18 protein-coding genes and 1 tRNA gene are annotated in these 26,828 nt (G+C 70.9%); 14 read left to right on the top strand and 5 right to left on the bottom strand.

What is annotated here, in order from left to right:
- Complete coding sequence (locus AC0Z9V_RS10085) at window positions 1-1,632, bottom strand: dolichyl-phosphate-mannose--protein mannosyltransferase (protein WP_485141420.1); 1,632 nt, start codon at window positions 1,630-1,632, stop codon at window positions 1-3.
- Window positions 1,633-1,916: 284 nt separating this feature from the next.
- Between AC0Z9V_RS10085 and rsmI the strand changes: the two genes are divergently transcribed.
- On the top strand, window positions 1,917-2,738 hold the full coding sequence (rsmI, locus tag AC0Z9V_RS10080; protein ID WP_485141677.1) for a 16S rRNA (cytidine(1402)-2'-O)-methyltransferase: 822 nt from the start codon (window positions 1,917-1,919) through the stop codon (window positions 2,736-2,738).
- Window positions 2,739-2,888: 150 nt separating this feature from the next.
- On the top strand, window positions 2,889-4,370 hold the full coding sequence (locus AC0Z9V_RS10075; protein ID WP_133082024.1) for an NAD-dependent succinate-semialdehyde dehydrogenase: 1,482 nt from the start codon (window positions 2,889-2,891) through the stop codon (window positions 4,368-4,370).
- Between the two features lie 88 nt (window positions 4,371-4,458).
- Here the strand turns inward: AC0Z9V_RS10075 and AC0Z9V_RS10070 are convergent, their stop codons facing one another.
- The 3 genes from AC0Z9V_RS10070 to AC0Z9V_RS10060 all read right to left on the bottom strand — a co-directional run bounded on the left by AC0Z9V_RS10070 (window position 4,459) and on the right by AC0Z9V_RS10060 (window position 9,491).
- The gene (locus AC0Z9V_RS10070) at window positions 4,459-6,894 is read right to left on the bottom strand and encodes a transglutaminase TgpA family protein (protein ID WP_485141419.1); all 2,436 of its coding nucleotides are present in this window, start codon (window positions 6,892-6,894) and stop codon (window positions 4,459-4,461) included.
- Window positions 6,891-8,405 (bottom strand): DUF58 domain-containing protein, encoded by a 1,515-nt coding sequence (locus tag AC0Z9V_RS10065; protein ID WP_485141418.1) that lies wholly within the window; start codon window positions 8,403-8,405, stop codon window positions 6,891-6,893. Before AC0Z9V_RS10065 ends, AC0Z9V_RS10070 begins: the two co-directional genes overlap by 4 nt.
- A 66-nt stretch (window positions 8,406-8,471) precedes the next feature.
- Window positions 8,472-9,491: an AAA family ATPase gene (locus AC0Z9V_RS10060; RefSeq protein WP_133082027.1), complete on the bottom strand. Its 1,020-nt coding sequence runs from the start codon at window positions 9,489-9,491 to the stop codon at window positions 8,472-8,474.
- A 186-nt stretch (window positions 9,492-9,677) separates the two neighbouring features.
- On the opposite strand from AC0Z9V_RS10060, the gene AC0Z9V_RS10055 reads away from it, so the two are divergent.
- From AC0Z9V_RS10055 to AC0Z9V_RS10015, 9 genes are all read left to right on the top strand, one after another.
- Window positions 9,678-10,655 (top strand): TatD family hydrolase, encoded by a 978-nt coding sequence (locus AC0Z9V_RS10055; RefSeq protein WP_485141417.1) that lies wholly within the window; start codon window positions 9,678-9,680, stop codon window positions 10,653-10,655.
- A gap of 400 nt (window positions 10,656-11,055) precedes the next feature.
- Window positions 11,056-11,943 carry a 16S rRNA (adenine(1518)-N(6)/adenine(1519)-N(6))-dimethyltransferase RsmA gene (gene rsmA / locus AC0Z9V_RS10050; protein WP_485141416.1) on the top strand — a complete coding sequence of 296 codons (888 nt, stop codon included), beginning with the start codon at window positions 11,056-11,058 and terminating at the stop codon, window positions 11,941-11,943.
- A gap of 28 nt (window positions 11,944-11,971) precedes the next feature.
- Window positions 11,972-12,943: a 4-(cytidine 5'-diphospho)-2-C-methyl-D-erythritol kinase gene (locus AC0Z9V_RS10045; protein ID WP_459288281.1), complete on the top strand. Its 972-nt coding sequence runs from the start codon at window positions 11,972-11,974 to the stop codon at window positions 12,941-12,943.
- Window positions 12,944-12,979: 36 nt separating this feature from the next.
- Window positions 12,980-14,800 (top strand): ABC-F family ATP-binding cassette domain-containing protein, encoded by a 1,821-nt coding sequence (locus AC0Z9V_RS10040; protein WP_459267620.1) that lies wholly within the window; start codon window positions 12,980-12,982, stop codon window positions 14,798-14,800.
- A 33-nt stretch (window positions 14,801-14,833) separates the two neighbouring features.
- On the top strand, window positions 14,834-15,904 hold the full coding sequence (locus AC0Z9V_RS10035) for a glycoside hydrolase family 26 protein (protein ID WP_485141415.1): 1,071 nt from the start codon (window positions 14,834-14,836) through the stop codon (window positions 15,902-15,904).
- Between the two features lie 556 nt (window positions 15,905-16,460).
- A complete protein-coding gene (locus AC0Z9V_RS10030; protein WP_133082033.1) occupies window positions 16,461-17,810 on the top strand; it encodes a glycosyltransferase in 1,350 nt (449 codons plus the stop codon).
- Entirely contained in the window at window positions 17,807-19,648 is a 1,842-nt protein-coding gene (locus tag AC0Z9V_RS10025) for a right-handed parallel beta-helix repeat-containing protein (protein ID WP_485141414.1), read from the top strand. Before AC0Z9V_RS10030 ends, AC0Z9V_RS10025 begins: the two co-directional genes overlap by 4 nt.
- Entirely contained in the window at window positions 19,645-20,715 is a 1,071-nt protein-coding gene (locus AC0Z9V_RS10020) for a right-handed parallel beta-helix repeat-containing protein (protein ID WP_208740685.1), read from the top strand. Before AC0Z9V_RS10025 ends, AC0Z9V_RS10020 begins: the two co-directional genes overlap by 4 nt.
- 78 nt (window positions 20,716-20,793) lie before the next feature.
- The gene (locus AC0Z9V_RS10015) at window positions 20,794-22,203 is read left to right on the top strand and encodes a UDP-glucose dehydrogenase family protein (RefSeq protein WP_208740686.1); all 1,410 of its coding nucleotides are present in this window, start codon (window positions 20,794-20,796) and stop codon (window positions 22,201-22,203) included.
- A gap of 70 nt (window positions 22,204-22,273) precedes the next feature.
- Here the strand turns inward: AC0Z9V_RS10015 and AC0Z9V_RS10010 are convergent, their stop codons facing one another.
- Entirely contained in the window at window positions 22,274-23,635 is a 1,362-nt protein-coding gene (locus AC0Z9V_RS10010; RefSeq protein WP_485141413.1) for a right-handed parallel beta-helix repeat-containing protein, read from the bottom strand.
- 291 nt (window positions 23,636-23,926) lie between these two features.
- On the opposite strand from AC0Z9V_RS10010, the gene AC0Z9V_RS10005 reads away from it, so the two are divergent.
- The 3 genes from AC0Z9V_RS10005 to AC0Z9V_RS09995 all read left to right on the top strand — a co-directional run bounded on the left by AC0Z9V_RS10005 (window position 23,927) and on the right by AC0Z9V_RS09995 (window position 26,576).
- Window positions 23,927-23,998 (top strand) — tRNA-Gln (locus AC0Z9V_RS10005).
- Window positions 23,999-24,171: 173 nt separating this feature from the next.
- Window positions 24,172-25,599 carry a bifunctional UDP-N-acetylglucosamine diphosphorylase/glucosamine-1-phosphate N-acetyltransferase GlmU gene (gene glmU / locus AC0Z9V_RS10000; protein WP_485141676.1) on the top strand — a complete coding sequence of 476 codons (1,428 nt, stop codon included), beginning with the start codon at window positions 24,172-24,174 and terminating at the stop codon, window positions 25,597-25,599.
- Window positions 25,596-26,576, top strand: a complete 981-nt coding sequence (locus AC0Z9V_RS09995; RefSeq protein ID WP_133082039.1) for a ribose-phosphate diphosphokinase — start codon at window positions 25,596-25,598, stop codon at window positions 26,574-26,576. The genes glmU and AC0Z9V_RS09995 overlap by 4 nt, the downstream gene beginning before the upstream one ends.
- The last annotated feature ends 252 nt before the right edge of the window (window positions 26,577-26,828 follow it).

The raw sequence follows: 26,828 nt of genomic DNA, 5'->3' as shown, positions 1-26,828 counted from the left end.
CTAGATCCAGCTCGGCAGCCACATGCGCATGCGCCACTGGTCGTAGGGGATGATCTCTGCCGTCCAGATGGGCAGGAAGTACGCCGAGAGGGCCACGGCCGCAGCCAGGAACACCCCCACGAGCACGATACCGCGCCGTCTCCGGGCGGCATCCGCGGCAGGGCTCCCCAGCACGAGGCCGAGGCAGTAGACCAGCGCCAGCACGAGATAGGGCTCGAACGCCACCGCGTAGAAGTAGAAGGTGGTGCGTTCCGGGTACAGGAACCAGGGCAGGTAGCCGGCGGCCACGCCGGTGAGGATCGCGGCGGCACGCCAGTCGCGGCGGCCGAGCCAGAAGAACACGAGCACGAGCAGGGACAGGGCCGCGGCCCACCAGATCAGCGGGTTGCCGAGCACGGTGACGGCCTGCGAGCAGGCGTCCTCGCCGCAGCCGGCCGGCTTCTCGTAGAAGAACGACGTCGGGCGTCCCATCACGAGCCAGGACCACGCGGACGCCTCGTAGGGATGGTCGGAGCCGAGGCCCTGGTGGAACGTGAACGCGCTGCGGTGGTACTCCGCGAGCGATCGCAGCGGGTCGGGCACCCAGCCCCACTGCTCCGACGGGTTGCGCTCGGCCCACCTGCGGTCGTACGCATCCTCCGAGAGGAACCAGCCCGTCCACGTGCCGAGGTACGTCAGCGCGGCCACCGGCACGAGGCAGGCGAAGGCGAGCAGCCCGTCCTTGACCGCGCCCCCGAGGAACCAGTGGTGCACTCCGGCGATGCGCCGGGCGCTCATGTCCCACGCGACGGTCATCAGGCCGAACGCCGCGATGTACGGCAGGGCCGACCACTTGGTGCCCAGGGCCAGCCCGAGGCAGATGCCGGCGGCGAGGCGCCAGGGCCGGAGGCCGAGGAAGGGGCCCCAGGACAGCTGGGCGGGGGTCGCCCTCCCGTCGTCGTTCCGCGCGACGATCGAGGCCAGGCGGCGGGCGAGGCGCCGTCGTCCGTCGTCCCGATCCAGGAGGAGCGCCGCGAACGCGGCCAGGAGCCAGAAGCTCAGGAAGATGTCGAGCAGAGAGGTGCGTGATTCCACCAGGTGGTGGCCGTCGACGGCGAGGAGCAGGCCGGCGGCCGCACCGAGCAGCGCCGAGCCGAACATCCGCCGGGCCACGACGGCGAGCAGGAGGACGGACAGCGTTCCGACGGCGGCGGCGGAGAAGCGCCAGCCGAACGGGTTGTCGGAACCGAACAGCAGCATGCCGAAGGCGATCATCCACTTGCCCACGGGCGGGTGCACCACGTAGTTCGGGGCGTCGAGGAGGACGCCGGGGTCGCCCGCGTTGAAGGAGTCGTCGGCGTCCTCCGGCCATTCCCGCTCGTAGCCCGACTGCAGCATCGAGTAGGCGTCCTTGACGTAATAGGTCTCGTCGAACACGAGGGATCCCGGCTCACCGAGCCGGGCGAACCGCAGGACACCGCCGAGCAGGGCCATGGCGAGGGGAAGGATCCAGGCCACCGACCCGCCCGGGACGGCAGCGCCGAGGAGGCGGGCGGCCAGGGCGTCCCGCGAGAAGGCGCGCGCCGGCGCGACCACCCGGGCTCCGCCGAACGTCGGACTGTCCCCTCGGGGGCGGACGGCGGTGTGGCTCACTCTGTCATGCTACCGGCGGTGCCCCCGCGTGCTCGGCAGGCCCGGCGGGCTGTCCAGGATGGCTCGGGTACTGCGGCGGCTAGGCTGGTCCGGTGAGCCAGCCACGCGACGACGCCCCCGACCTGACCGAGGAGGACCCCGCCGGGTCCGAGGACGGGTACCCGGAGGGGACCCCGGACGACCGGGGGTCCTCCGAGGTGCTGCCGGACAGCGCCGGCGAGGAACCGGCGCGTGCGTCCGCCGCCTACCGGGGCACGGCCGGGGACGGCAGCGGGCGCGGACGTATCGTCCTCGCGGCGACCCCGATCGGCAACATGGGGGATGCGACGGAGCGCCTGATCGGACTGCTCCGGTCGGCCGATGTCGTCGCGGCCGAGGACACCCGCCGCCTGCACCGCCTGGTGCAGGCACTCGGAGTCACGGTCACGGGCCGGGTCATCAGCTACCACGAACACAACGAGGTGGAGCGCACGCCCGAACTCCTCGACCTGGTGCGGGACGGCGCCACGCTGCTGATGGTGACGGACGCGGGGATGCCCTCGGTGTCCGATCCGGGTTACCGGCTCGTCGAGGCGGCGGTCGGGGAGGGGCTCGACCTGACGGCTGTGCCCGGAGCCTCGGCCGTCCTCGCGGCCCTCGCCCTGTCCGGCCTGCCCACGGACCGGTTCTGCTTCGAGGGGTTCCTGCCGCGGAAGCCCGGCGTGCGCGCGGGGCGCCTGGCCGACCTGGCGTCGGAGCGCCGCACCATGGTGTTCTTCGAGGCGCCCCACCGCCTCGAACCGATGCTGCGCTCGCTGCAGCAGGCCTTCGGCTCGGACCGCCCGGCAGCAGTTGCCCGCGAGCTGACGAAGGTGCACGAACAGGTGGTCCGCGGTTCGCTCCTCGAGCTGCTGCAGTGGGCCCAGGACAGCGAGGTGCGGGGGGAGATCGCCGTCGTCGTCGCAGGTGCGCCGGAGGCGCCGCCGTCGCGCCCTGAGGACCACGTCGCGGAGGTCAACACGCTGATCGGGGGCGGGATGCGCCTGAAGGACGCCGTGGCCGCAGTGGCCTCCGACAGCCGGGTCAGCAAGCGGGAGCTGTACGCGGCGGTGATCGCCGCCCGCTGAGGATACCCGGACCGGGGTTTGTGCAGTCGACCAAAGCCGGTGGCATGTGGTCGTGCAGCCTTCACTGGACACCCTTTCTCCGCCGGGTCTAGCGTGAACGGGAATGTCCCCCTCGGGACGCGCCCCAAACACTTCGCGAAGGAGCTAGGTATGGCTGTCACCGCCGACCAGGAGAAGGCAGTACTCGACAAGGTGCCCACCGGGCTCTTCATCGGCGGGCAGTGGCGGGCGTCGTCGTCCGGTGCCACGTTCGACGTCGAGGACCCGGCCACCGGGCGCACCCTCCGGACCCTCGCGGATGCGACGCCCGAGGACGGTATGGCCGCGCTCGACGCAGCAGCCGCGGCCCAGGCCGACTGGGCCCGGACCGCGCCGCGCGAGCGGGGGGAGATCCTGCGACGGGCCTTCGACCTGGTCACCGCGCGGGCCGACGAGTTCGCGCTGCTGATGACCCTCGAGATGGGGAAGCCGCTCGCCGAGGCCCGCGGCGAGGTGACCTACGGGGCCGAGTTCCTGCGCTGGTTCTCGGAGGAGTCCGTCCGCATGTCCGGCCGGTACTCGACCTCCCCCGACGGCAGGTCCCGGCTGCTCGTGAGCAAGAAGCCCGTGGGGCCGTGCCTGCTCATCACGCCGTGGAACTTCCCCCTGGCGATGGCCACCCGGAAGATCGCCCCCGCGATCGCCGCCGGGTGCACCATGGTGCTCAAGCCCGCGAACCTCACGCCCCTGACCTCGTCGCTGTTCGCCACCGTGCTGCAGGAGGCCGGCCTCCCCGCCGGAGTCCTCAACATCGTCAACACCACCACCGCGGGGGCCGTTACGGGTCCCCTCATCGAGGACCCGCGCCTGCGCAAGCTCTCCTTCACGGGTTCGACGCCGGTGGGCCGCAGCCTCCTCGCGGCCGCCTCGCAGAACGTGCTGAGGACCTCCATGGAACTCGGCGGCAACGCGCCGTTCCTGGTGTTCGAGGACGCCGACCTCGACGCGGCGGTCGACGGTGCGATGCTCGCGAAGCTGCGGAACATGGGCGAGGCCTGCACGGCGGCCAACCGGTTCATCGTGCACGAGTCGGTCGCGGACCGCTTCGCAGCCGCGCTCGCCGAGCGCATGGAGGGCATGACCCCCGCACGCGGCACGGAGGAGGAATCCACGCTCGGCCCCCTGATCGACCAGAAGAGCCGGGACAAGGTGCACGAACTGGTGAGCGCAGCGGTCGGGGGCGGCGCACAGGCCGTCACGGGCGGATCGCCCGTGACCGGCGACGGCTACTTCTACCAGGCCACGGTGCTCACGAACGTGCCCCGGTCCTCGCGGATCCTGCAGGAGGAGATCTTCGGGCCGGTGGCCCCCATCATCACCTTCAGTACCGAGGACGAGGCCGTGGAGCTCGCCAATGACACCGAGTACGGGCTCGTGGCCTACGTCTTCACGCGCGACCTCAACCGCGGGCTGCGCATCGGGGAACGCCTCGACACGGGGATGCTGGGGCTCAACGCCGGTGTCGTGTCCAACGCCGCCGCCCCCTTCGGCGGCGTCAAGCAGTCCGGTCTCGGCCGTGAGGGCGGCGCCGAGGGGATCGAGGAATACCTGTACACGCAGTACGTCGGCATCGCCGATCCCTACGCCTCCTGATCCGGGAGGTCCCGGGCACGATCCGCACGAGAGCAGCGAGGGCCGGCACCCGTCGGGGTGCCGGCCCTTCGTGCGTCCGCGGCCCGGGTCAGCGGCGCACGGTGCCCCGGAAACGGTTCAGGAGCGACTGCGGGAACAACCGTGCCCTGACCCTGGTGGGCCACGAGCTCCCGCTGCGGAGCGCGCGGGTGACGGTCTCGACGTCGTCCCACCGCGGAGCCGCCACGGGTCGGGCGAGCATCGCCACCGGGAGGGAAGTCCCGCCGCGTCCCCCGGCGTACCCGTCGACGGGACGGATGACGTCGGCGTGCTCGGCGTACTCCTCGTACTCGTAGGCCGTCCGGAGCCTGGCGAGCGACGCCACGGGGGAGCCGGCCAGGCGGGCGTCCCGGCCGAGGCGGCCGGCGAAGGTCCGGGGGGTGTCCGTCGGCTCCAGCGGGTAGCCGTAGTCGCCCGCCAGCTCCGTCGTCTCGGCCCACGCCGCGGTGGCTGCCCCGGTGCCGTCCGGGGTGTCCGCGGCCACCGACCTGCGGCGGGAGCGGGTCCTCGCCGAGCGGAGGAGGAGCGGCAGGAGGGCGAACAGCGCGATGCCGGCGACGGCGAGCAGGCCTGCGACCGGCTGCGCCTCGTCCTGCGCCCCGCCGGCCTGCGTACCGTCCTCGGCGCCGGCGGTCTCCTCCGCGGAGCCGGTCCGTCCGCCGGCGGGAAGCCCGCCGGGGTTCAGGGCGTCCGTGTCGTCCGCACGCGGTCCCACCGGCGCGAAGGCCTGCTGGGCATAGGTGGGTACGACGCCGCGTGACGGCGTGGGTTCGAACTGGACCCAGCCCACACCCTCGAAGTACAGCTCCGGCCACGCGTGGGCGTTGCGGGAGTCGACCACGAATTCCCGGAGCTCGGTGCCGGCGGGCCCCTGCTCCGTGTCGCCCGTGGGACTTCCGGGCGTGTAGCCGACGGCCACCCGGCTCGGGATCCCTGCCGCCCGCGCCATGACGGCCATCGTTCCCGCGTAGTGGACGCAGTACCCGGATTTGGACTCGAGGAAGCGCGCCATCACGTCCATGCCGCTGCCGTCGTAGCCGCCGTCGACCGGCGCCTCCACGGAGTAGGTGAACTGGGGGCCGCGGAGGTAGTTCTGGATCGCGAGCGCCTTGTCGTACGGGTTCACGAAGTCACCGGCGACCTCGTCCGTGGTGGTGCGGACGATGTCCGGGGTGTCGTCCGGCAGCTCGGTGAACACCTCGGGCACGGAGTCGGACTCGGAGGGGCGGATGGAGCCCAGGCCCTCGCGCGTGAGGGCGGCCGATCGGCTCTGCACCAGGTAGCTCTGGCGTGCCGTCGAGCCCCCGTCCGTGGCGAGGATGGAGAGATTCGCCGGATCCCAGGCCCACCTGCCGGACAGGTCGGTGACGCCCTCGGGTGCGTAGGGGGACAGGAGCCATGGACTCGCATAGCTCTGCGTCGTGATCCTGGTGAAGACCGTGGTGCCGTCGGGGACGGATTCGGGTGCGCCCTGCTCCGCCCCGATGTCGCGGACACCGCTCTCGCGCCCGTCGAGCCTCTGGTCCGGCTCCCACCGCCGGCCGCTGAAGTCCTCGAGGGTCACCGCCCGGAGGTACAGGGGGGTGTCCGAGTTCGTCGAGTAGGCGATGCGCCCGAACCCTGTCGGGTTGCGCAGGTCGTTGCCGAGGGTCACCGCCGGGTTGAGCCCGGTGGCGTTGCCCCACACGTTCATGCGCGCACCCTGCGGGAAGGCCCCGGAGGTGAAGCCGGGCACGAACAGCGGCAGGATCACGGTCACGGCCAGGGCCGAGGCTCCGATGATCACGCTCCGCCCCGCGAACCCCGAGGACGCCCGCGCGCCGCCCGACGCGAGCCGGTTCTCACGCCACTGCGCGAGGGCCAGGAGCAGCAGGTACGCCAGTGCGGTCACGAGGAAGGCGGACATCCCGACGCCGTTCGGCTTCACGACGGCCGGTGCGATCAGGACGGTGAAGAGCGCGAGCCCGCTCGCGGCGGGCATGCGCAGGGTCGTGGCGCAGACGTCCACGAGGATCGCGATGAGCCCCAGGGCGGCGCACACGATGAGGAAGATACCGGCGCCGGGTAGCACCGGGGCCACCTGGGAGACGACGGTCTCCTCGGCCTGCGCGAGGAGGCGCTGGAGCTCGAGCGAGGTGCCGGGACCCGGGACGATCGCGAGGATGCTCTGCCGCGGGAAGAACTGGGCGGTGAGGGACCCGACGAGCGCCAGGACGCCCACGAGAGCCGACAGCACCCCGCTCAGGCGGAGCGTCCGGGTCAGCGCCATGGCGAGGAGTACCGGTACGAGCGTGCGCACCACGGGCAGGAACCAGGTCCACGCGTCCACGACCCCGTTGAGGCTCGTCGCCGCGGCGAGCACGGCCAGGAGGGAGGCGCCCGTGACGGCCCAGTGCCATGGATCGGGAAGGGACGGCCGTGCTGCGGCCGACGCCGTCGGAGCAGGCACGTCTGCGGCGGCGGGGCGGTCGAGTGTCGAGGTCATGCTGGTCCCCTGGTGGTGTCGCGGGAAGATCGGTGCGGCGCGGGTGGACGGGTCGCGGTGGGGGAGGTCCCGGCCGGCGCAGGGCCGTCCGCGGTCCCGAGTCCGGCCCATACGGTCGGCAGCTGCGCCACGGGGGAGGCCGCGGTCGCGTGCCAGCCGGCATCGCGCAGGATGGCGAGTTGCCGCTGCGCATCGGCGGGCCGTTCGGACGCGATGATGGCGTAGGACGCCGATCCGTAGTCCGACGCGGAGGCGAGTGCCCTCGCCTCCTCGATGGTGATGACGCCGAGGACCGCGACGAGCGGCCCGCGGTGGCGTGTGGCGGCGAGCTTGTCGAGCAGGTCGTCACCGAAGGCGGAGTGCTGTGCGTGCTGGGGTGCTTCCGGTGCCGAGCGGCGGATCCGGCGCGCAGCATTGCGCGCCGCCTCGCCCGCCCGCACCACGCTGCTGCCGGCGCGCTCCTCCAGCTGCTGGCGGCGTCCGGCCTCCGGGGCGAGTTCGAGGGCCGCGAGTCCTTCCGCGATACCGGCGACCGCACCCGGTCCCTGGTGTTCCTCGTCGGTCGGGAACGGTGCGGACCGTGAGTGCAGCAACGCGGGCGCACCCTGGTGGTCGAGGAACCGCAGGGCGTAGTTGCGTTCGAGCAGGTGGGCGCTGACCGACATCGCGGCGGTGACGGCCCACTCGAAGGTCGGGGAGGTGGACAGCCCGTTGCCGGCGACCCCGTCGAAGACCGTGCTGAATCCGGTGCCGAAGCTCGAGTGCCGCTGGTCCAGGAGCAGTGTGGCCTGTGGTGTGGTCACCGATTCCTCCTGCCGCACCATGAGCTCGTTGTGGCGCGCCGTCGCGGCCCAGTGGACCCGGCGCAGGGAGTCCCCGTGCCGGTACTCGCGCGTCATGACGTCGTCGTCGCTCGGATTCGCCTGCCGGCGTGTGGCCGCCATGCCGTCGCTGCCGCGGGACCCGGCGAGGGTGGTGCCCAGCAGTTCGAGGGGTGCCGGTGTGACCACGAGGTCGTCCGCCCCGCCGAGGACGTGCCGCGACTTCCCCAGGCCGAAGGGATCGGTGAACTCCGCGGTCACGGGCCCGATGGGGTAGACGCCCCGCGACGCGGACCGGAGCCGGTACTCGTACACCGAGGTGCCCTCGCGCGTCGGGTTGCGCGAGGGGTAGGTGAACCGGGGGGCCTGGCCGAAACGGGCCGGGAGCAGCTCCTCCATCGCGATGCTCGCACCCCCCGCGACGATCGCCGCGAGGGAGAGCGTGACCGTCGTCGTCGACCCGATCTCCATGGACTGCGGCTGGAAGCGGCGGCTCACCGTGAAGCGGGGCTTGACGAGCCGGAGCACGACGATCGACGCCAGCGGCAGCGCCAGCAGGAGCACCCCCACGTACAGGAGGTCGCGGCGTCCGAGGACCTGCGCGGCCAGCAGTGCGACGACGGCGGTGGCGACGAAGCCCCACCCGCGCACCGTCAGGATGCGTGAGGGGAGCGTGTCGAAGAGGGCCATCAGGATTCCGTCGGTGCTAGGAGGGGAGGAAGCGGGAGGAGGGCGGGATCGGCGACGTCGGCACGGTCACCGCCGCTGCACCTCGCGGGCCACCGGCACCCGCGCGAGGACGTCCTGCACGATCGTCGATGCCGTCTCCCCGGCGCTGGTGGCCTTGCGGTCGAGCAGGAGGCGGTGGGCCAGGACGGCGTCGGCGATCGCGGCGACGTCGTCGGGCAGGACGAAGTCGCGGCCCTCGAGCGCCGCTCCGGCCTTCGCGGCGCGCAGGAGCTGCAGCAGAGACCGGGGACTCGCGCCGAGCCGAAGCCGCGGGTGGTCCCGCGTGGCACGGCCGATCGCCACGGTGTAGTCCTTCACCGCGGGCGAGACGTACACACCCCGCACCTGGCGCATCATGCCGGCGATGTCCGTGACGCTCGCGACCGGGCGGATCGCCTCGAGCGGCGACACCGACTGATGGGTCTCGAGCATGTCCGCCTCCGCGCGGGCGTCCGGGTAACCCATGGAGATCCGCGCCATGAAGCGGTCGCGCTGGGCCTCGGGAAGCGGATAGGTGCCCTCCATCTCGATGGGGTTCTGCGTCGCGACCACCATGAACGGCTCGCCGAGGGCATGGGTGTGCCCGTCCACGGTCACCTGGTGCTCCTCCATGCATTCGAGGAGCGAGGACTGCGTCTTGGCCGAGGCGCGATTGATCTCGTCGCCGATGACGATGTTCGCGAACACGGGCCCCGGGCGGAACTCGAACCGCCGGGAATCCTGGTTGAAGATCGACACGCCGGTCACGTCGGAGGGCAGCAGATCGGGCGTGAACTGGATGCGGTTCACCGTGCAGTCGATCGTCCGGGCGAGCGTCTTGGCGAGCAGGGTCTTGCCGACACCCGGCACGTCCTCGAGCAGGAGGTGCCCCTGGGCGAGGAGGACGGTGAGGGCGAGCCGGGCGGCGTCGGGCTTGCCGTCGATGACCGTGTCGATGGAGGAGAGGATGCGGGTGCTGATGTCGTGGAAGGTCGCGCCGGGCACGTCCGCCGGTGCCGCCAATCGTGGATCCGCTGCTATCTCGGCGATGTTGTGCTGTACGTCCATGGGCACCTTCCATGCGTGCGGCTGCGGCGGCAGGCGGCGACCGGGACGGCCGGGCAATCGACACGCAGGTGACAGCCGTGGCCGGTCCGGCTCGGGGCAGGACAGACCCGGTTGAATGATTCAACAGATTACTAGCTCAACTTGCTCCCCGGGGGATAAGTTCCGCGCCGGAACTAGGCTTGAAGCATGTGTACCAGTGCAGCAGCCGTCCGTCACCCCTACGCGGCCGGGGAGACACCACCGGCCTATCGGGAACAGGACACCCCGGGCGCCTCGGCCGCCGCGGACGACGGCACGGCCGATCCGGACGCTCCGGCCGTCCGGCGGCGGCGCAAGGGCGGCTACCCGCCGCTGCCGGAGCCGCTGCCCGTCCCCGTCCTCGACAACCACACGCACTTCGACTTCCGCGAGGGGCCCGTGCAGGTGACGATCGCCGAAGCCCTGGACGCTGCCGAGGCCGCCGGGGTCAGGGGCGCGGTGCAGGTCGGCACCGACCTCGCGTCCTCCCGCTTCACCGCCGCCGTCGTCGAGCAGGACCGGCGGCTCCTCGGTGCCGTGGCCCTGCACCCCAACGACGCTCCGCTGCTCGCCGCGGAGGGGGCACTCGATGCCGCGCTCGAGGAGATCGAGCACCTCGCCGCCGGCCCGCGCATCCGCGCGCTGGGGGAGACCGGGCTGGACTACTTCCGGACCGGCGAGGACGGGCGCGGCAGCCAGCTCGTGTCCTTCCGCAGCCACATCGACATCGCCAAGCGGCTCGGCAAGGCACTCCAGATCCACGACCGCGACGCACACGACGACGTCGTCCGGACGCTGCTCACCGACGGAGCCCCCGACCGGGTCGTCCTGCACTGCTTCTCGGGGGACGCGGACCTCGCGCGGACCTGCAACGAGCACGGCTGGTACATGTCCTTCGCCGGGACGGTGACCTTCAAGAACGCCGACACCCTGCGGGAGGCCCTGCTCGTCGCCGACCCGGCGCTCGTCCTGACCGAGACCGATGCGCCGTTCCTGACGCCCCACCCCTACCGCGGCCGGCCCAACGCCTCCTACGCGGTGCCCTACACGGTGAGGGCCATGGCGGACATCCTGCGGACCGACCTCGACGCCCTCTGCGCCCGGCTGACGGCGAACACCGAGGCCGTGTACGGCAGCTGGACCTGATCCGGCAGCCGGGTTCACCGGCCCCCGTGTCGGTGCCAGGTAGCGGGAGCGGGTAGTACCGGGGCCGGTTTCCGAGTACCCCTTCCGCGAAGTCGGGTGGAGGGCACTCGTGCCCTGCGGCGTCCTTCTTCGTAATGTTCTCGACGGGGAGCATCGCCCGCCCGCCATCGCGCCGTGGCCGGCATGCCCTTCCAGCACCGTCCTTCTCGTGAGACCGGAAGACGGCGGTGTGCCCGACGGCTTCCCTCCCCAGCCGGGAAGCCGTGCCTCCGCGGGTCGGTGGCGCCGGAACCCTCCTGAGACCAGGGTTCGCACGAGGCGTCGCCGGCCCGCGGGGCGGACGACGCCGGCCGGGAGCCGCGCAGCGGGGACCGGGCTCCCGGACCGATACGATTGCACGGTGACAACGCCCCCCGCCGCACACCAGCCCGCGCCCCTCTTCGGAGCCGCAGACATCCGGCGACTGGCGGCCGAGGTGGACATCCGTCCCACGAAGACCCTGGGGCAGAACTTCGTCATCGACGGCAACACCATCCGCCGTATCGTCGCGGCCGCGAACCTCGATGCGGGCGAGACCGTCCTCGAGGTGGGCCCGGGACTCGGGTCCCTGACGCTCGGCCTGCTCGACGCCGCAGAGCGCGTCGTCGCCGTCGAGATCGATCCGGTCCTGGCCGGGAAACTGCCCGACACGATCGCCCGCTGGCGGCCCGACCGCGCGGCTGCCCTCGACGTCGTCCTCGAGGACGCCCTGCGCGTGACGGAACTGCCGCACCCGCCCACGGCGCTCGTCGCCAATCTGCCGTACAACGTCGCCGTCCCCGTGGTCCTCAACCTCCTCGAGCGTTTCCCGTCCCTCCGGCACGGGCTCGTGATGGTGCAGGACGAGGTGGCCGACCGGCTCGCTGCTCCTCCCGGCTCGAAGACCTACGGCGTACCGTCCGTCAAGGCGGCCTGGTACTCGAGCATGGCGAAGGCGGGGGTCGTGGGCATGAACGTGTTCTGGCCGGCACCGAAGATCGCCTCGGGCCTCGTCCGCTTCACGCGCAGGGAGCCGCCCGCGACAAGCGCCACCCGGGAGCAGGTGTTCGCCGTCATCGACGCCGCGTTCGCCCAGCGCCGGAAGACCCTGCGGGCGGCGCTCGCAGGCTGGGCGGGGAGCCCCGTCCTCGCGGAGGAGGCGCTGCGCGCCGCCGGCGTGGACCCGACCGCCCGCGGCGAGGTCCTCGACATCGTGGCGTTCGCGCGCATCGCGGAAGCCCGCGCGATGGCCGCGGACTCCCCGGCATGAACTGAGCGGGTGGGTTAGGTTGGTGGGTATGGTCCCGGGCAGAACAGTCGACAAGCGCTCCGGTGCCCGCTCCGTCCGCGTGAAGGCCCCCGGGAAGATCAACGTCGCCCTCCGGGTCGGTCCTCCGCGCGAGGACGGGTACCACGGGATCGCCAGCGTCTTCCTCGCGGTCTCCCTGTACGAGGAGGTCACCGCCACGGAGGTCCCCGGCGACGGCATCAGCGTCACGGTGAACGCCGCGGGTACCCTCAACCTCCCCGCCGACTCGATCCCGCTCGACCGGACCAATCTCGCGGTCCGCGCCGCGGAGCTCCTGGCCGAGGTCAGTCCGGGCCGGTCGGGGGTCCACCTCGACATCACCAAGCGTGTCCCCATCTCCGGCGGGATGGGCGGTGGCTCCGCCGACGCCGCTGCTGCCCTCCTGGCCTGTGACGCCCTGTGGGGGAGCGGCTTCTCGCGCGACGAGCTGGCCAAGATCGCCGTCGACCTCGGCGCCGACGTGCCGTTCGCGCTCGTCGGCGGCACCGCCGTCGGGCTCGGCGTGGGCGACCAGCTCACTCCCGCCATCTCCAAGACGCCCCTGCACTGGGTGCTGGTGACCTCGGACTACGGGCTGTCCACACCCGAGGTCTACCGGCGGCTCGACGACATCCGGCTCCGGAACGGGGTGGAGCCCGATCCCCAGCCGTCCATCGATGCCGCGATCCTCGGGGCCATGCGTGCCGGGGACGCCCTCGGACTGGCCCCGCTGCTCCACAACGACCTCCAGCAGGCCTCCCTCGAACTCGCTCCCGGGCTGGGCGATATCCTTGAGAGGGGCAAGGCCGCGGGCGCGCTGGCCGGGATCGTCTCCGGCTCCGGACCGACGATCGCCTTCCTGACGCAGAGTTCCGGCCACGCGGCCGAACTCGAGTCCCTCCTCGGCACCGAGGGACTGCAGGCGTCGTCCGTGCACGGCCCGGCACACGGGGCGCGCATCGCCACAGATTTCGCGGCCTGACCGCGCCCTCCCGTTCCAACCGAAAGCAGCATCTCCTTGGCACACCTCCTCGGCGCGGAAAACCTCAGCGTCGCCTTCGTCACCCGCACCATCCTCGACAACGTGTCCCTCGGACTCGAGGACGGCGACCGCATCGGCATGGTGGGTCGCAACGGCGACGGCAAGTCCACCCTCATGCGCCTGCTCGCCCAGCGGAGCGCCCCCGATTCCGGCCGTGTGACCAAGCGGCGCGACGTCTCCGTCGGCTATCTGGACCAGTCGGACGTGCTCGACGGCGACCTCGAGGTGGGGCAGGCCATCGTCGGCGACCAGGCGGACCACGAGTGGGCCTCGAACCCGAAGATCCGCGACGTCATGGGCGGGCTCGTCTCCGAGGTCGACTGGCACGCCAAGGTGTCCTCGCTCTCCGGCGGGCAGAAGCGGCGTGTGGCCCTCGCCAAGCTCCTCATCGGCGACGACGACGTCATCATGCTCGACGAGCCCACCAACCACCTCGACGTCGAAGGCGTCGCCTGGCTGGCGCGGCATCTCCAGCAGCGCTGGCGGGCCACCGAGGGGGGCCTGCTCGTGGTGACCCACGACCGCTGGTTCCTCGACGAGGTCTGCAACCACACGTGGGAGGTGCACGACGCCATGGTCGACGATTTCGACGGGGGCTACGCCGCCTACGTCCTCGCGCGCGCCGAGCGTGACCGCATGGCCGCCGTCGTCGAGTCCAAGCGCGTGCAGCTCGTGAAGAAGGAGCTGGCCTGGCTGAGGCGTGGCGCCCCCGCCCGCACCGCGAAGCCGAAGTTCCGGATCGAGGCCGCGAACGAACTGATCGCCGACGTGCCGGAACCGCGGGACTCCCTCGCGCTCAGCAAGATGGCAATGTCCCGCCTCGGCAAGGACGTCCTCGACCTCGAGGACGTCAGCCTCACGATCGACGACGGCGAGGGTTCCGAACGGCGGCTGTTCGACAGGATCACGCTCCGGCTCGCCCCGGGCCAGCGCCTCGGACTGGTGGGCGTCAACGGGTCCGGCAAGACCACGCTGCTGCGGCTGCTCAACGGCGAGCTGCAGCCGAGCGCCGGCAAGGTCAAGAAGGGCAAGACCGTGCAGACGGCCGTGCTCTCGCAGGAGGTGCGCGAACTCGACGATGTCAACGACAGCCGGGTCATCGAGGTGATCGAGTCCGAGAAGCGCGTCTTCGCCGTCGGCGGCAAGGAGGTCTCGGCGAGCCAGCTCGTGGAGCAGCTCGGGTTCACCAACGAGAAGCAGTGGACGCGCGTCAGCGAACTCTCCGGCGGCGAGCGCCGCCGCCTGCAGCTGCTCCGGCTGCTCGTGGGGGAACCGAACGTCCTGATGCTCGACGAGCCGACCAACGACCTCGACACCGACACGCTCTCGGCGATCGAGGACGTGCTGGACGGCTGGCCCGGAACACTCGTGGTGGTCTCGCACGACCGCTATCTGCTCGAACGCGTGACCGACAGCCAGATGGCGCTGCTCGGCGACGGACGCCTGCGCGACCTGCCCGGCGGCGTGGACCAGTACCTCGACCTGCGCAACGCCGCCGGCCCGATGACCGCGACGGGAAGCGCCGCGTCCCCCGCCGTGAGCGGTGGTTCCTCCTCGGGATCCTCGGAGGCGGAGCTGCGGCAGGCCCGCAAGGACCTCGCCCGCATCGAACGGCAGATCACCAAGGTGGACGCGCAGAAGGGCAGGCTGCAGGAGCAGATGAACGCCGCCGGGGCGAAGCCCGACGCCGATTTCGAGCACATCGCGGGACTCAACGCGCGCCTGCAGGAGCTGCAGTCGGAGATCGAGGACCTCGAGGGCCAGTGGATGGAAGCCGCCGAGGTCCTGGGGGAGTAGGGCTCCGCGGTGGGGACGACGGGAGGAACCACGATGGGTCGGAAGGCCGTCCTCGCCCTGGTGGCGGTGCTCGTCGTCTGCCTCGGCGTCGTGCTGTTCCTGCCTCGTCCGGCAGGCACGCAGGCCGGACACGGGCAGGGCGACGTCCAGGCGGATGCGTGCGGGAACGTGCGGTCGGGAGAGATCGCACCGGCCGCCCGGTCCCTGCCGGCCTCCGGCGGCCCGGCCCCCGCCGGTCTTCCGCCCATCAGGGGCGAGCGTCCCGCCCTCGGCCTCGCGACGGAGGGCGGATTCGGCTCGCCGGCGCAGTGGGACGAGGCCGCCCGGGCCCTGGGCGAGAGCCCGTCCCTGATCATGGCCTACTCCGATTTCACGGCGCCCCTACCGGTCGCGGGCCTGGAGGCCGTCGCCGCGCGAGGGGCCACGCCGGTGCTGACGTGGGAACCGTGGGAGCCCGCAGCCGGTCCGGGCCAGACGCGCTTCGCGCTGGCCGGCATCGCGGCCGGCCACCACGACGCCTACCTGCAGCAGTGGGCCGCGAGCATGCGTTCCTACGGGAGACCCGTCCTGCTCCGCTTCGCGCACGAGATGAACTCCCCCTGGTATCCGTGGGGCGCGGGTACCAACGGCAACACGCCCGCCGACTACGTCGCCGCGTGGCGCCACGTGCACGGCCTGTTCGACGCCGCCGGCGTGGACAACGTCTCATGGGTCTGGAACCCCGAGGCCCCGGACTGCGACTCTCCGCCCCTGTCGGCGTTCTACCCGGGGCACGACTATGTCGATGTCGTCGGCCTGGACGGGTACAACTGGGGCACCTCCCGCGAGAACGAGACGTGGCGGACCCCCGAGGAGATCTTCGCCGAAGGGCTGCACCAACTGCGCCGGCTGGCGCCCGGCAGCTCCGTTCTGATCGGGGAGACGGCCTCGACCGACGAGGGCGGTTCGAAGCCGGCCTGGACGGAGGAACTGGTGGAGTACCTCGCCGCCCAGCCCGATGTGCAGGCCTTCGTCTGGTTCGACCACGACAAGGAGTCCGACTGGCGCTTCGCCAGCAGCGACGCGTCACGCGAGGCTCTTCGCGCTGCTCTCGCCTCGCGGTGATGCCGCTGGTGGCGATCGCCCTGCCGTCCCCCGCCGTCGGCACACGCGCCCCATGAACGTCGAGTTAATTCTGGTCACATCCGTGCCACGGAGCTTTGCCCCCAAGTAGCGGTCGCGCTTCGCGTGCCGGCTTCGTCCCCGGCACCCGGACACCACCTCCGTCCGGCGCTGCCGCGCAACCCGTCCCGGCGGCTCCCTGCAGCAAACGCGCAGGTCAGGCCGCGGATGACTGCCGGGGGCGGGGTGTCCCTCGACGCCGGGGGATCCTGACCCGGCCCTACCGGGCGTCGTCATCGGTGGTGGCTCACGGGTCCCGACAGGCGGACGGACTCGCAGGAAAACGCAGGTAGGACCAAGTAGGAGCGGCATTTTTTCGGGTAGCACCCGGGTAGCACAGGGGCTGTCAGATCGCCCTACCCTCGAAAGAGAAGGGTCCTGATGATTCGCCGGGACCAGGCGCCCCGTCTGCACGTGGTCCAGCTGCTGCAGGACGGAGGACGCCCCTCGCCCGATGACGTGCACTCCGCCAGCCGTCCGATCCTGCCCAAGGACACCCATGCACCTTCCGTATGCCGTCAGCACCGCCTCCGCCCCCGAGGTGGGTCTCGATGCCCTCCGCACCTCCTGGTCCGCCTGGACCGCCAGCCTCGACTGGACGGATGTCAGCGCCTTCTGGGCCGAGGTCTCCCCCTACTTCCCCGTCGCCGTCGCCGGGGCCATCGTCTGGGGCCTCTGGCTCTACCGGTTCATCCTGTCCCATCGGGCCAGGCCCATCGTCACCGACCACCGGGCGACGACGTCCGTGGTGGTGCCGTCCTTCCACGAGGACCCCGACATCCTCATGAGCGCCCTCGAGTCGTGGCGAGCACAGCACCCCGACGAGATCATCATCGTCCTCGACGTCGAGGACCTCGATGCCTACGCCCGCATCGAAGCCCTGCAGGACCCCACGATCACGCCGATCCTCTTCCACCACGTGGGCAAGCGGTCCGCCCTGGGCGCAGGGATCCGCCTCGCGAAGCACGACATCCTGGTGCTCACCGACTCGGACACCTGGTGGCAGCCGGATCTCCTGCGGAACGTCCAGATGCCCTTCATCGATCCGCTCGTCGGTGCGGTGGGCACCCACCAGACGGTCTATATGCGGGAGACGAGCGTCTGGAGGCGCATCGCCGACTGGCTCGTGAACCTCAGGTACCTCGACTACGTCCCCGCCATGGGTGCGGCCGGCGCCGTCCCGTGCATCTCCGGCAGGACGGCCGTCTACCGTCGATCCGCCGTCCTGCCCGTCCTCGAGCACCTCGAGAACGAGTACTTCCTCGGGAAGCGCTGCATCTCGGGCGACGACGGACGGCTCACCTGGCTCGTCCTCGCCTCCGGCTACAAGACCGTGCACCAGTCGACGGCACGCGCGCTGTCCATGTTCCCCGCCAGCTTCCGGGCCTTCGTGAAGCAGCGCGTGCGGTGGAGCCGCAACTCCTACCGCTGCTACCTGACCGCCATCGGCACGGGCTGGCTCTGGCGGGTCCCCTTCATCACGAAGGTGACGGTCCTGCAGATCCTGCTGACGCCGGTGACCATGGGCCTGACCATGTTCTACCTGATCTTCAACCGCCTGGACTTCACCGTGCTCGGCGTCTCGGCCGCGGTGTGCTGGCTGCTCCTCGGCCGTGGGATCCGCGGCATCTCCCACCTCCGCCGCCACCCCCGCGACATCCTCATCCTGCCGGTGCTCGCCTTCGCGGTCATCCTCGTGGCCCTGCCCATCAAGCTCTACGCCTTCGCCACCATGAACAAGCAGGGCTGGCTGACGCGGCACGCGAACCAGATCGGCGGCGACGGCCAGGACGCCGTCAGCCTCGAGACCGGGACCGCCGCCAAGAGCGGACAGGAGATCGTGGCATGAGCAGCAGGAAACCCGTCCTCCTCAGCCTCCTCGCCCTCGTCTTCATCGCGCTCGTCGGCGCCGGCTTCATCGCGGCGGGCAATCTGTGGAAGAAGTCCGAGGCCGACGCCGTCGGGCGGAACGAGATCGCCGCCAACGGCAACATCCAGGGCGAACTGTATACGGGCGACCCCCGCAGCGAGGCCAGGATCGTCCAGAGCGAGGAGGAGCGCCTCGTCTACGTCCGGACCATCGCCTCCGCGGCGCGGTGGCGCGTCGACGGCCTCGAAGGGCCGTACCGCCTCCACACGGGAGCCACCAATACCCTCGTCCTGCCGGCCCGCACCATCCCGTACACCGCGGCGGACCTCCTGCAGCTCGCACCCGACACCTTCAAACAACTGGCATCGTCCACGTACATGCTCACCGAGAACATCGTGGTGCTTCCCGGCGCGACGCTCTCGTTCAGCGGGGGAGAGGGCATCACGGTCCGCCTCGAGAGCAACAAGGACGCGTTCGTGTCGATCGTGGCGCTCGGAGGGTCGCTCGCGGTCGCGGGCACCGAGGAGTCGGACGTCGAGATCACCAGCTGGAACGGCGCCGGAGCGGACACCGACACGGCCGACGGGCGTGCCTACGTTCGCGTCATCGGCGGCCACGCCTCGTTCTCGCACGCCACCGTGTCCTCGCTCGGATTCTGGAGCGGCAACACGGGCGGCCTCGCCCTGACCGGGACGGACACGGCCGGCACCTTCCAGGACTCGCCGGCGACGGCGGAACCGGCCGCGCCCGCCGGTGCCCGCCTGCTGCCGGAGGAGGACCTCAAGTCCCTCGCCGACCAGACGGACCTCGACTACAGCGTGGTGACGGCGGGCATCGACAACCTGACCGTCCGGGACAACGCCTTCGGCCTCTTCGTCACCAACGCCCGCGACGTCGCCATCCGCGACACTGCCATCAGCGGGAGCCTCGTCGACGGCCTGGTGCTCCACCGGTCCGTGACCGATGCGACCATCACCGGCACGACGTCCTCGGACAACGCGGTCGACGGCATCAGCGTGGGACGCTCCAGCACGCGCGTCCAGCTGCAGGACGTGACGGCGAGCGGCAACGGCCGGAACGGGGTCTCCCTCGACGGACAGCCGCTCGCGGACGGCCCGAACGCCGTCGGGACCGCCGTGGTCACCTACGGCGGGAACCGTGTGGTCAAGAGCACCGTCGTCGACAACGGCCGCTACGGCATCGAGGTCAGCGGCGGCAACAACCTGCGCGTGACGGGCAATGCCATCCGCGGCAACGAGGTCGGCGTGGTGGTGAACTACGGCGCCACGGGCGTGAGCATCATCGACAACGAGATCCGGGACCAGGAGCTGCAGGGCGTCGCCGTCCGCGACACGGGTGCGACCGCCGACATCCGCCGGAACACCATCTCGGGCGGCGATACCGGCGTGTACATCCGGGACGCGTCGGCCGCGGTCAGCGGCAACACCATGTCCTCGCTGTCCGGACACGGCGTCTCCCTGGTCGGCAGCGTGCCCGACACCAAGGTCAGCGGGAACGACGTCGGCGGCTACGGCACGGTGGCGATCTGGGACGAGACCTCCACGGGCGCCGTCGTGGAGGAGAACGAGCTGCTGAACTGGCACCCGGCGCCCACCGTCCACAGCGTGGTGAACTCCGTCTTCCAGCCGCTCACCTTCGTCTGGCTGCTGCTCGGGGCCCTGCTCGTCGCGACGGCCTTCACCCGCAAGAGGCACCTGCGGGTCCGCACCATCCGCAATCCCTACGAGGAGCGGGTCCCGCTCACGGCCCTCAGCCGCGGGATCGTGCGCATCGACGACGTCCGGCGCACCCGGTGAACCGCCGAGGAAGGATCACCGCGCTGGTCCTCGCCGCCCTGGCGCTCGTCGTGGCCGCCGTCGTCGTGGTCGTGGGACTGAACGGGTCCGGTGGCAAGGGGGTCGGCCGCGACCAGGACCCGCGGCCCCGGCCGACCGTGGATGCTCCTCCAGCGCCCGCGCCGATCGAGACACCGGCGGAATGCCCGGAGCCGACGGTGCGGGTGGCCAACTCGACGGATCTCGGGAACGCGCTCGACGCCGCGCGGCCGGGCGACGTCATCGGCCTCGCGGCCGGCGTCTACACCGGCAATTTCACGGCGACCGCCACCGGGACCGCCGAGGAGCCCATCACCCTGTGCGGTGACACCGAAAGCATCCTCGACGGCGGCACCACCGACGACGGCTACGTGTTCCACCTCGAGGACTCCGCCTACTGGGTGCTGCAGGGGTTCACTGTGCGCAACGGCCAGAAGGGGGTCATGGTGGACCAGAGCACCAACACCCTGATCACCGGACTCACGGTCACCACGACCGGGGACGAAGCGATCCACCTGCGGAAGTTCAGTACCGACAACCGCGTGATCGGCAACACGATCAGCGACACCGGTCTGCGGAAGCCCAAGTTCGGCGAGGGCGTCTATGTCGGCACCGCCGAGAGCAACTGGTGCGACATCAGCAACTGCGAACCGGACCGGAGCGACCGCAACGAGATCTCCGGGAACACGATCTCCGGCACGACCTCGGAGAACGTGGACATCAAGGAAGGCACGTCGGACGGGATCCTGCGGGCCAACAGCTTCGACGGCTCCGGGATCGTCGAGGCAGACTCCTGGGTGGACGTCAAGGGCCGGGGCTGGATCATCGCCGAGAACACCGGCGCCGACTCGCCCCAGGACGGGTTCCAGACCCACGAGATCGTGGACGGCTGGGGCACCGAGAACGTCTTCCGCGACAACGTGGCCCAGGTCAACGGGCCCGGCCTGGGCTACTCGCTGAAGCCCGTGCGCGACAACGTGGTCGAGTGCAGCAACACCGCCGCCGGTGCAGGAGAAGGGCTGTCCAACGAACCCTGCACATCCGGCTGACCCGGCTTCCGTCCCGCACCGCTTCCCTCCCGTATCCACCGACAATCCGCGCTATTCCTACCGGAAAGAGGACCAACGATGAACAGTTCCCACGAGAACGACCAGCCCGCACCCCGCGTGACCGTGATCGGCACCGGCTACCTCGGGGCGACCCACGCCGTCTGCATGGCCATCATGGGCTTCGACGTCCTGGGCGTCGACGTGGACCAGCGCAAGATCGACATGCTGTCCGCCGGCAAGGTGCCGTTCTTCGAGCCGGGGCTGCCCGAGAAGCTCGAGGAGGCGCTCGCGTCCGGCCGCCTGCGCTTCAGCACCGACTTCGACGAGGCGGCGTCCTTCGGCGACGTGCACTTCGTCTGCGTCGGAACGCCGCAGGCGCCCGACTCCTCCGCAGCGGACCTCCGCTACGTCGATGCCGCGTTCACTGCGCTGGCCACGCGCATCGACCGGAAGGCCCTGCTCGTGGGCAAGTCGACGGTGCCGATCGGTACGGCCGCGCGCATCACGACGATGGTGCAGTCCATCTCACCGCTCGGCGCCGAACTCGAACTCGCCTGGAACCCCGAGTTCCTGCGCGAGGGCTTCGCCGTCCAGGACACGCTCTTCCCTGACCGCCTCGTCTTCGGCGTCAGCTCCGACTGGGCCGAGCAGCAGCTCCGCCGGGTCTTCGAGCCCATCCTCGACCTCGACACGCCGCTGATCGTCGCGGACCTGGCGACCTCCGAGCTGGTCAAGGTCGCGGCCAACTCCTTCCTCGCCACGAAGATCTCCTTCATCAACGCGATGGCGGAGATCTGCGAGGCCACCGGCGCCGACGTCAACCACCTCGCCAAGGCCCTCAGCCTGGACGACCGCATCGGCGGCCGCTTCCTCAAGCCGGGACTAGGATTCGGCGGAGGCTGCCTGCCCAAGGACATCCGGGCCTTCAAGCACCGCGCCGAAGAGCTGGGCGTCGGACAGGCCGTCAGCTTCCTGGGGGAGGTCGATTCGATCAACAACCGTCGCCGCGTGCGCACGGTGGACCTGATCCGCGAACTGGCCGGCGGATCCCTGGCCGGCGTCCGCGTCGCGGCCCTCGGTGCGGCGTTCAAGCCCAACTCCGACGACGTCCGTGACGCCCCCGCCCTGGACGTCGCCCGCCTGCTGTACCTGGAGGGCGCGATCGTCTCCGTCTACGACCCGGAGGCGAACGCGAACGCCCACCGTGCCTACCCCGACCTCAACTACGTCGGCTCCATGGCCGAAGCGGTGGACAAGGCCGACGTCGTCGCCCTGCTCACCGAGTGGTCGGAATTCCGCAATGCGGATCCGGACACCCTCGGCGCCCTCGTCAGCCACCGCCGGATCCTCGACGGGCGGCATGCGCTGAACGCCAACGACTACACGTCGAAGGGCTGGCAGTACCGGGCCCTCGGACGGCCGGCGCAGGCCGCGACGGTGGAACTCGCGAGCGACGTGCGCGACGAGACGCCGACGCTGGCCGGGTAGGCGCGAGCGACGGAACGGCCGGGGCCGGGTGGGGAGATCCCTACCCGGCCCCGGTCGTTCCGCCGCGCTGCTAGCGGCAGGCGATGTTGCTCAGCCCGCGGGCCGCACCGCTCGACGCGCACGCGATCGTGGTGTTCAGTGACGCCGACTGGACCCAGACCTCGTAGCCCGGCACGCCACCCTGCACGGTGTTGCCCCTGAAGACGTTGCCGGTGCCCCAGCCCGCGAGGACCGAGTGCACCTGGAACGCGTCGAGCCTGGTACCGAGGCCGGAGTTGCCCTCGATGCGGTATCCGTTGCCCTTCACGTCGATCCAGGAGTCCGCGTAGTTCGCGCCGGACATGCCGGAGTTGGTGAACACGTTGCCGGCGATCACGCCACCCGTGGTCCCCTCCTTGATGTCGACGCCCTCGGCGGAGGTGTTGGTGATGCGGTTGCCGCGCACCGTGATGCGGTCCGACCGGTCGGGAGCGCCGGCGGTCCAGTTGCTCTTGGCGCTGCCCAGGTAGACGCCCTCGCCGTACTCGGGCTGCTTCAGGCCCGTGTCGTGGATGAAGGAGTCGACGATCGCGCCGTCGGCGCTGCCGGACCGGAAGTGCACTGCTTCGGCGCCGATGGTGCCGACGTCGACCCCACTGATGACCGTGTTCTTCGAGCCGTCGAGGACGATGCCCTTCGCCGAGGACGCGACCGAGATGCCGGTGATGCGCCAGTTCGAGCCGGTGACGTGCAGGCCGTAGCCGGACGCCGTCGAACCCGTGGAGAGGACCGCGTTGCGCGATCCGCGCAGCGTGATCGGGGCCGCCGCCGTACCCGAGGCCGACGCCGTGAAGGCGCCGATGTAGCGTCCGTCGCGCAGTTCGATGACCTGGCCGGGTCGCGCGGACGCGAGGGCGGACTTGAGGGCGGCTGCGGTCGAGACCTGCACGACGCCGGCCGGAGCGGCAGGCACCGGCTTCGGGGCGGGCGCCGCGGGCTTCGGGGCGGGCGTCGACACGACGGGCTGCGCGGGCTTCACGGGCTTCGGGGCGGGCGTCGACACGACGGGCTTCGCGGGCTTCACGGGCAGGGCTGCGGCCGCGACGGAGAAGGACACGGTGGCCTCCTGTCGTCCGGCGGGCGTCTCCCACCGGGCATTGAGCTTATGCTTTCCGGCTCCCGTGGTCACGGGCCAGGAGTAGGGCGCGGTCCTGTCCTGGCCGAGGTAGGTCCCGTCGAGCTTGAACTTGACGGTGGAGCCGGCCGGGGCGTCGACGGTCGCCGTGAAGCTCCCGTCCGGCTGGACGGTGCCGACCAGGGCGGCACCGTCGGCGAGGACCGTCGCCGGGGCGGCGTGCGCGGGAAGAGCGAGGACGGATGCGGCGATAGCGGCGATGGCTGCGCCGGCCGCGGTGCGCGCGGCGACGGCGCGCAGCATGGAGGAGGAGTTCATGCGGTTCTTTCTGGTGAGACCTACCCGCACTCCGCGGGCCAGTGCAGCGAGGCTATAACCCGCGCACCGCGGCCCCTACCGTTCGGCGCCGGTCCTTGCAAGAAATTCCGCATCCTTCGCAAAAGCTTGCAATCCCTTGTGACCCGGGGGCGGAGGTCTTCGAGAAGCGGTCGATCCGGCCTCCGTGTCGGCCCCGGTGCGTGCCGAGGGGAGTCGCCCACGTCCCGGGAGCATGGCAAACTAGATAACCGTGCGCAGGTGCCCCTCCCCGGAGGTGTCACCTCCGCACGGTCCGCCCTGGTGTAACGGCAGCACCCCAGCCTTTGGAGCTGTGGAGTATAGGTTCGAATCCTATGGGCGGAACGGCGCAAGCCCCGGCACGGCGTTCCCCGAGGGGACGCGGCGCCGGCCACGAGACCACAGGTAGGAGTGCCCGCTTCGTGAGCCACCAGAACGAAGGAACCCCCGTGACGTCCCAGGACATCCTGAACCAACCGGCGGCGGTCATCGTCCTGGCGGCCGGGGCGGGAACGCGCATGAGATCGCGCACGCCGAAGATCCTCCACACCCTCGGGGGGCGCTCGATGGTGGGTCACGCCCTCGCCGCGGTCAGGGGCCTCGCTCCACGCGAACTGGCCGTCGTGGTGCGCCACGAACGCGACCTCGTCGCAGGTCACGTCGCCGCCATCGATCCCGCAGCCCTGCTCGTCGACCAGGACGAGGTCCCCGGTACCGGACGCGCGGTACAGGTGGCGCTCGAGGCGCTCGACGCGAGCAGGGGGACCATCGAGGGCACCGTCGTCGTCACCTACGGGGACGTGCCGCTGCTGGAGGCGTCCACCCTGCGGGATCTGATCGGCGCCCACACGCAGGGCGGGAACGCCGTCACGGTCCTCACCGCCGAGCTCGACGACGCCACGGGGTACGGACGCATCGTCCGTGCCGAGGACGGCTCCGTGCTCGGGATCGTGGAGCACAAGGACGCCGACGACGCCCAGCGGTCGATCCGCGAGGTCAACTCCGGCATCTATGCCTTCGATGCCGCCGTGCTGAGGACCGCGCTGGGTCGGATCGATGCGAGCAACGCCCAGGGCGAGCTCTACCTGACGGACGTCCTCGGCGTCGCCCGCGCCGACGGCGGACGCGTCGCCGGCCTCCTCGTGCAGGACCGCTGGCAGGTCGAGGGCGCCAACGACCGCGTGCAGCTCGCCCACCTCGGGGCCGAGCTCAACCGAAGGACGCTCGAGCGGTGGATGCGTGCCGGCGTCAGCATCCTCGACCCGGCCACCACCTGGATCGACACGGCGGTCGAACTCGACGAGGACGTCACCGTGCTCCCCGGGACCCAACTGCACGGCGCCACCGTCATCGCACGCGACGCCGTCGTCGGGCCCGACACCACGCTGACGGATGTGGTCGTGGGGGAGGGTGCCCACGTCGTCCGGACCCACGGCAGCGGCTCGCGGATCGGAGCGGGAGCGAGCGTCGGCCCCTTCACCTACCTGCGGCCCGGGACCGTCCTCGGCGAGGACGGCAAGATCGGCGCGTTCTACGAGACCAAGAACGTCACGGTGGGCCGGGGCTCCAAGCTGTCCCATCTCGGCTACGCCGGTGATGCCGAGATCGGCGAGTACACGAATATCGGCTGCGGCAACATCACGGCGAACTACGACGGCGTGGACAAGCATCGGACCGTCATCGGATCCCACGTCCGGACGAGTTCCAACACCGTCTTCGTCGCCCCCGTCACGGTGGGCGACGGCGCCTACACGGGCGCCGGGGCGGTCGTCCGGAAGGACATACCGGCCGGAGCCCTCGGACTGAGCATCGCCCCACAGCGCAACATCGAGGGTTGGACCGCAGCGAAGCGCCCCGGCACGGCGGCGGCGGAGGCAGCGGGCTCCACCACGTCGCGGACCCCCACACCAGACGCACACGAACCACAGGAAAGCGGTCAGGCATGAGCGAGATCACGGCACGCGGCGAGAAGAAACTGGTCCTGGCATCAGGGCGTGCGCACCCCGAGCTGGCGGAGGAGATCGCGTCATGGCTCGGCACCGAGCTCCTCCCGGTGTCGGCGTACGATTTCGCGAACGGCGAGATCTACGTGCGGTCGGGTGAGAGCGTCCGCGGTACCGACGTCTTCGTCATCCAGGCGCACCCGGCTCCCCTCAACAACTGGCTCATGGAGCAGCTCATCATGGTCGACTCCCTGAAGAGGGCGTCGGCGAAGCGCATCACCGTCGTCTCCCCGTTCTACCCCTACGCGCGCCAGGACAAGAAGGGCCGCGGCCGCGAGCCCATCTCCGCCCGCCTCGTCGCCGACCTCTACAAGACGGCCGGCGCCAACCGCCTGATGTCGGTGGACCTCCACACCTCCCAGATCCAGGGATTCTTCGACGGGCCCGTGGACCACCTCATGGCCATCCCCCTCCTCGCGGACTACATCCGTACGCGGGTCGACGCGGACAACGTCACGGTCGTCTCGCCGGACACGGGGCGCGTCCGTGTCGCCGAGCAGTGGGCCGAGCGGCTCGGCGGCGCGCCACTGGCCTTCGTCCACAAGAGCCGCGACCTCACGGTGCCGAACCAGGCGGTCTCCAAGCAGGTCGTCGGACAGGTCGAGGGGCGCACCTGTGTGCTCATCGACGACATGATCGACACGGGCGGGACGATCTCGGGTGCCGTCCAGGTCCTGAAGAACGCCGGCGCCAAGGACGTCATCATCGCCGCGACGCACGCGGTCTTCTCCGACCCGGCGGCACGGCGCCTGTCGGAGTCCGGCGCACGCGAAGTTGTGGTGACGAACACCCTGCCGATACCATCGGAAAAGCGTTTCCCGCAACTGACGGTCCTCTCGATCGCCCCGCTGATCGCTCGTGCCATACGCGAGGTGTTCGACGACGGATCGGTGACGAGCCTGTTCGACGGGAATGCCTGACCGGTTCGCCCGGGCCCTGATACCCGGGTCCCGCTACGCGTTCGGCGGGGCCCGCGGGAGAGCGGAACACCCGCACGGTCACTCCGGTTCCCCGAGTACTCGTGCAGGGGAAAGCGAGTAGTGAACCCGCACCGCAGGTACGAAATTCAAGTAGAAGCCCCCGTGAATCCGTAGCGGCCACTCGTGCCGCGTCCCCCTTCCCTTCCTAGGCTGACCTTCAGACACCTGTTCAAAAGCTGGGAAGAAGTAGGT

The sequence above is a fragment of the Arthrobacter sp. UYP4 genome, assembly GCF_057291175.1.
The sequence above is the reverse complement of the archived record's forward strand: the minus strand, read 5'-3'. Positions and strand labels throughout refer to the sequence as shown.

Bases quoted from the DNA above. Each gene is read 5' to 3' on its own strand.
- AC0Z9V_RS10030 (WP_133082033.1), top strand. From the start codon at position 16,461: ATGCACCTTCCGTATGCCGTCAGCACCGCCTCCGCCCCCGAGGTGGGT.
- AC0Z9V_RS10025 (WP_485141414.1), top strand. From the start codon at position 17,807: ATGAGCAGCAGGAAACCCGTCCTCCTCAGCCTCCTCGCCCTCGTCTTC.
- glmU (WP_485141676.1), top strand. From the start codon at position 24,172: ATGAGATCGCGCACGCCGAAGATCCTCCACACCCTCGGGGGGCGCTCG.
- AC0Z9V_RS10035 (WP_485141415.1), top strand. From the start codon at position 14,834: ATGGGTCGGAAGGCCGTCCTCGCCCTGGTGGCGGTGCTCGTCGTCTGC.
- AC0Z9V_RS10060 (WP_133082027.1), bottom strand. From the start codon at position 9,491: ATGGACGTACAGCACAACATCGCCGAGATAGCAGCGGATCCACGATTG.
- AC0Z9V_RS10055 (WP_485141417.1), top strand. From the start codon at position 9,678: ATGTGTACCAGTGCAGCAGCCGTCCGTCACCCCTACGCGGCCGGGGAG.
- AC0Z9V_RS10045 (WP_459288281.1), top strand. From the start codon at position 11,972: ATGGTCCCGGGCAGAACAGTCGACAAGCGCTCCGGTGCCCGCTCCGTC.
- AC0Z9V_RS10015 (WP_208740686.1), top strand. From the start codon at position 20,794: ATGAACAGTTCCCACGAGAACGACCAGCCCGCACCCCGCGTGACCGTG.
- AC0Z9V_RS10010 (WP_485141413.1), bottom strand. From the start codon at position 23,635: ATGAACTCCTCCTCCATGCTGCGCGCCGTCGCCGCGCGCACCGCGGCC.
- AC0Z9V_RS10075 (WP_133082024.1), top strand. From the start codon at position 2,889: ATGGCTGTCACCGCCGACCAGGAGAAGGCAGTACTCGACAAGGTGCCC.
- AC0Z9V_RS10070 (WP_485141419.1), bottom strand. From the start codon at position 6,894: ATGACCTCGACACTCGACCGCCCCGCCGCCGCAGACGTGCCTGCTCCG.
- AC0Z9V_RS09995 (WP_133082039.1), top strand. From the start codon at position 25,596: ATGAGCGAGATCACGGCACGCGGCGAGAAGAAACTGGTCCTGGCATCA.
- AC0Z9V_RS10065 (WP_485141418.1), bottom strand. From the start codon at position 8,405: ATGGCCCTCTTCGACACGCTCCCCTCACGCATCCTGACGGTGCGCGGG.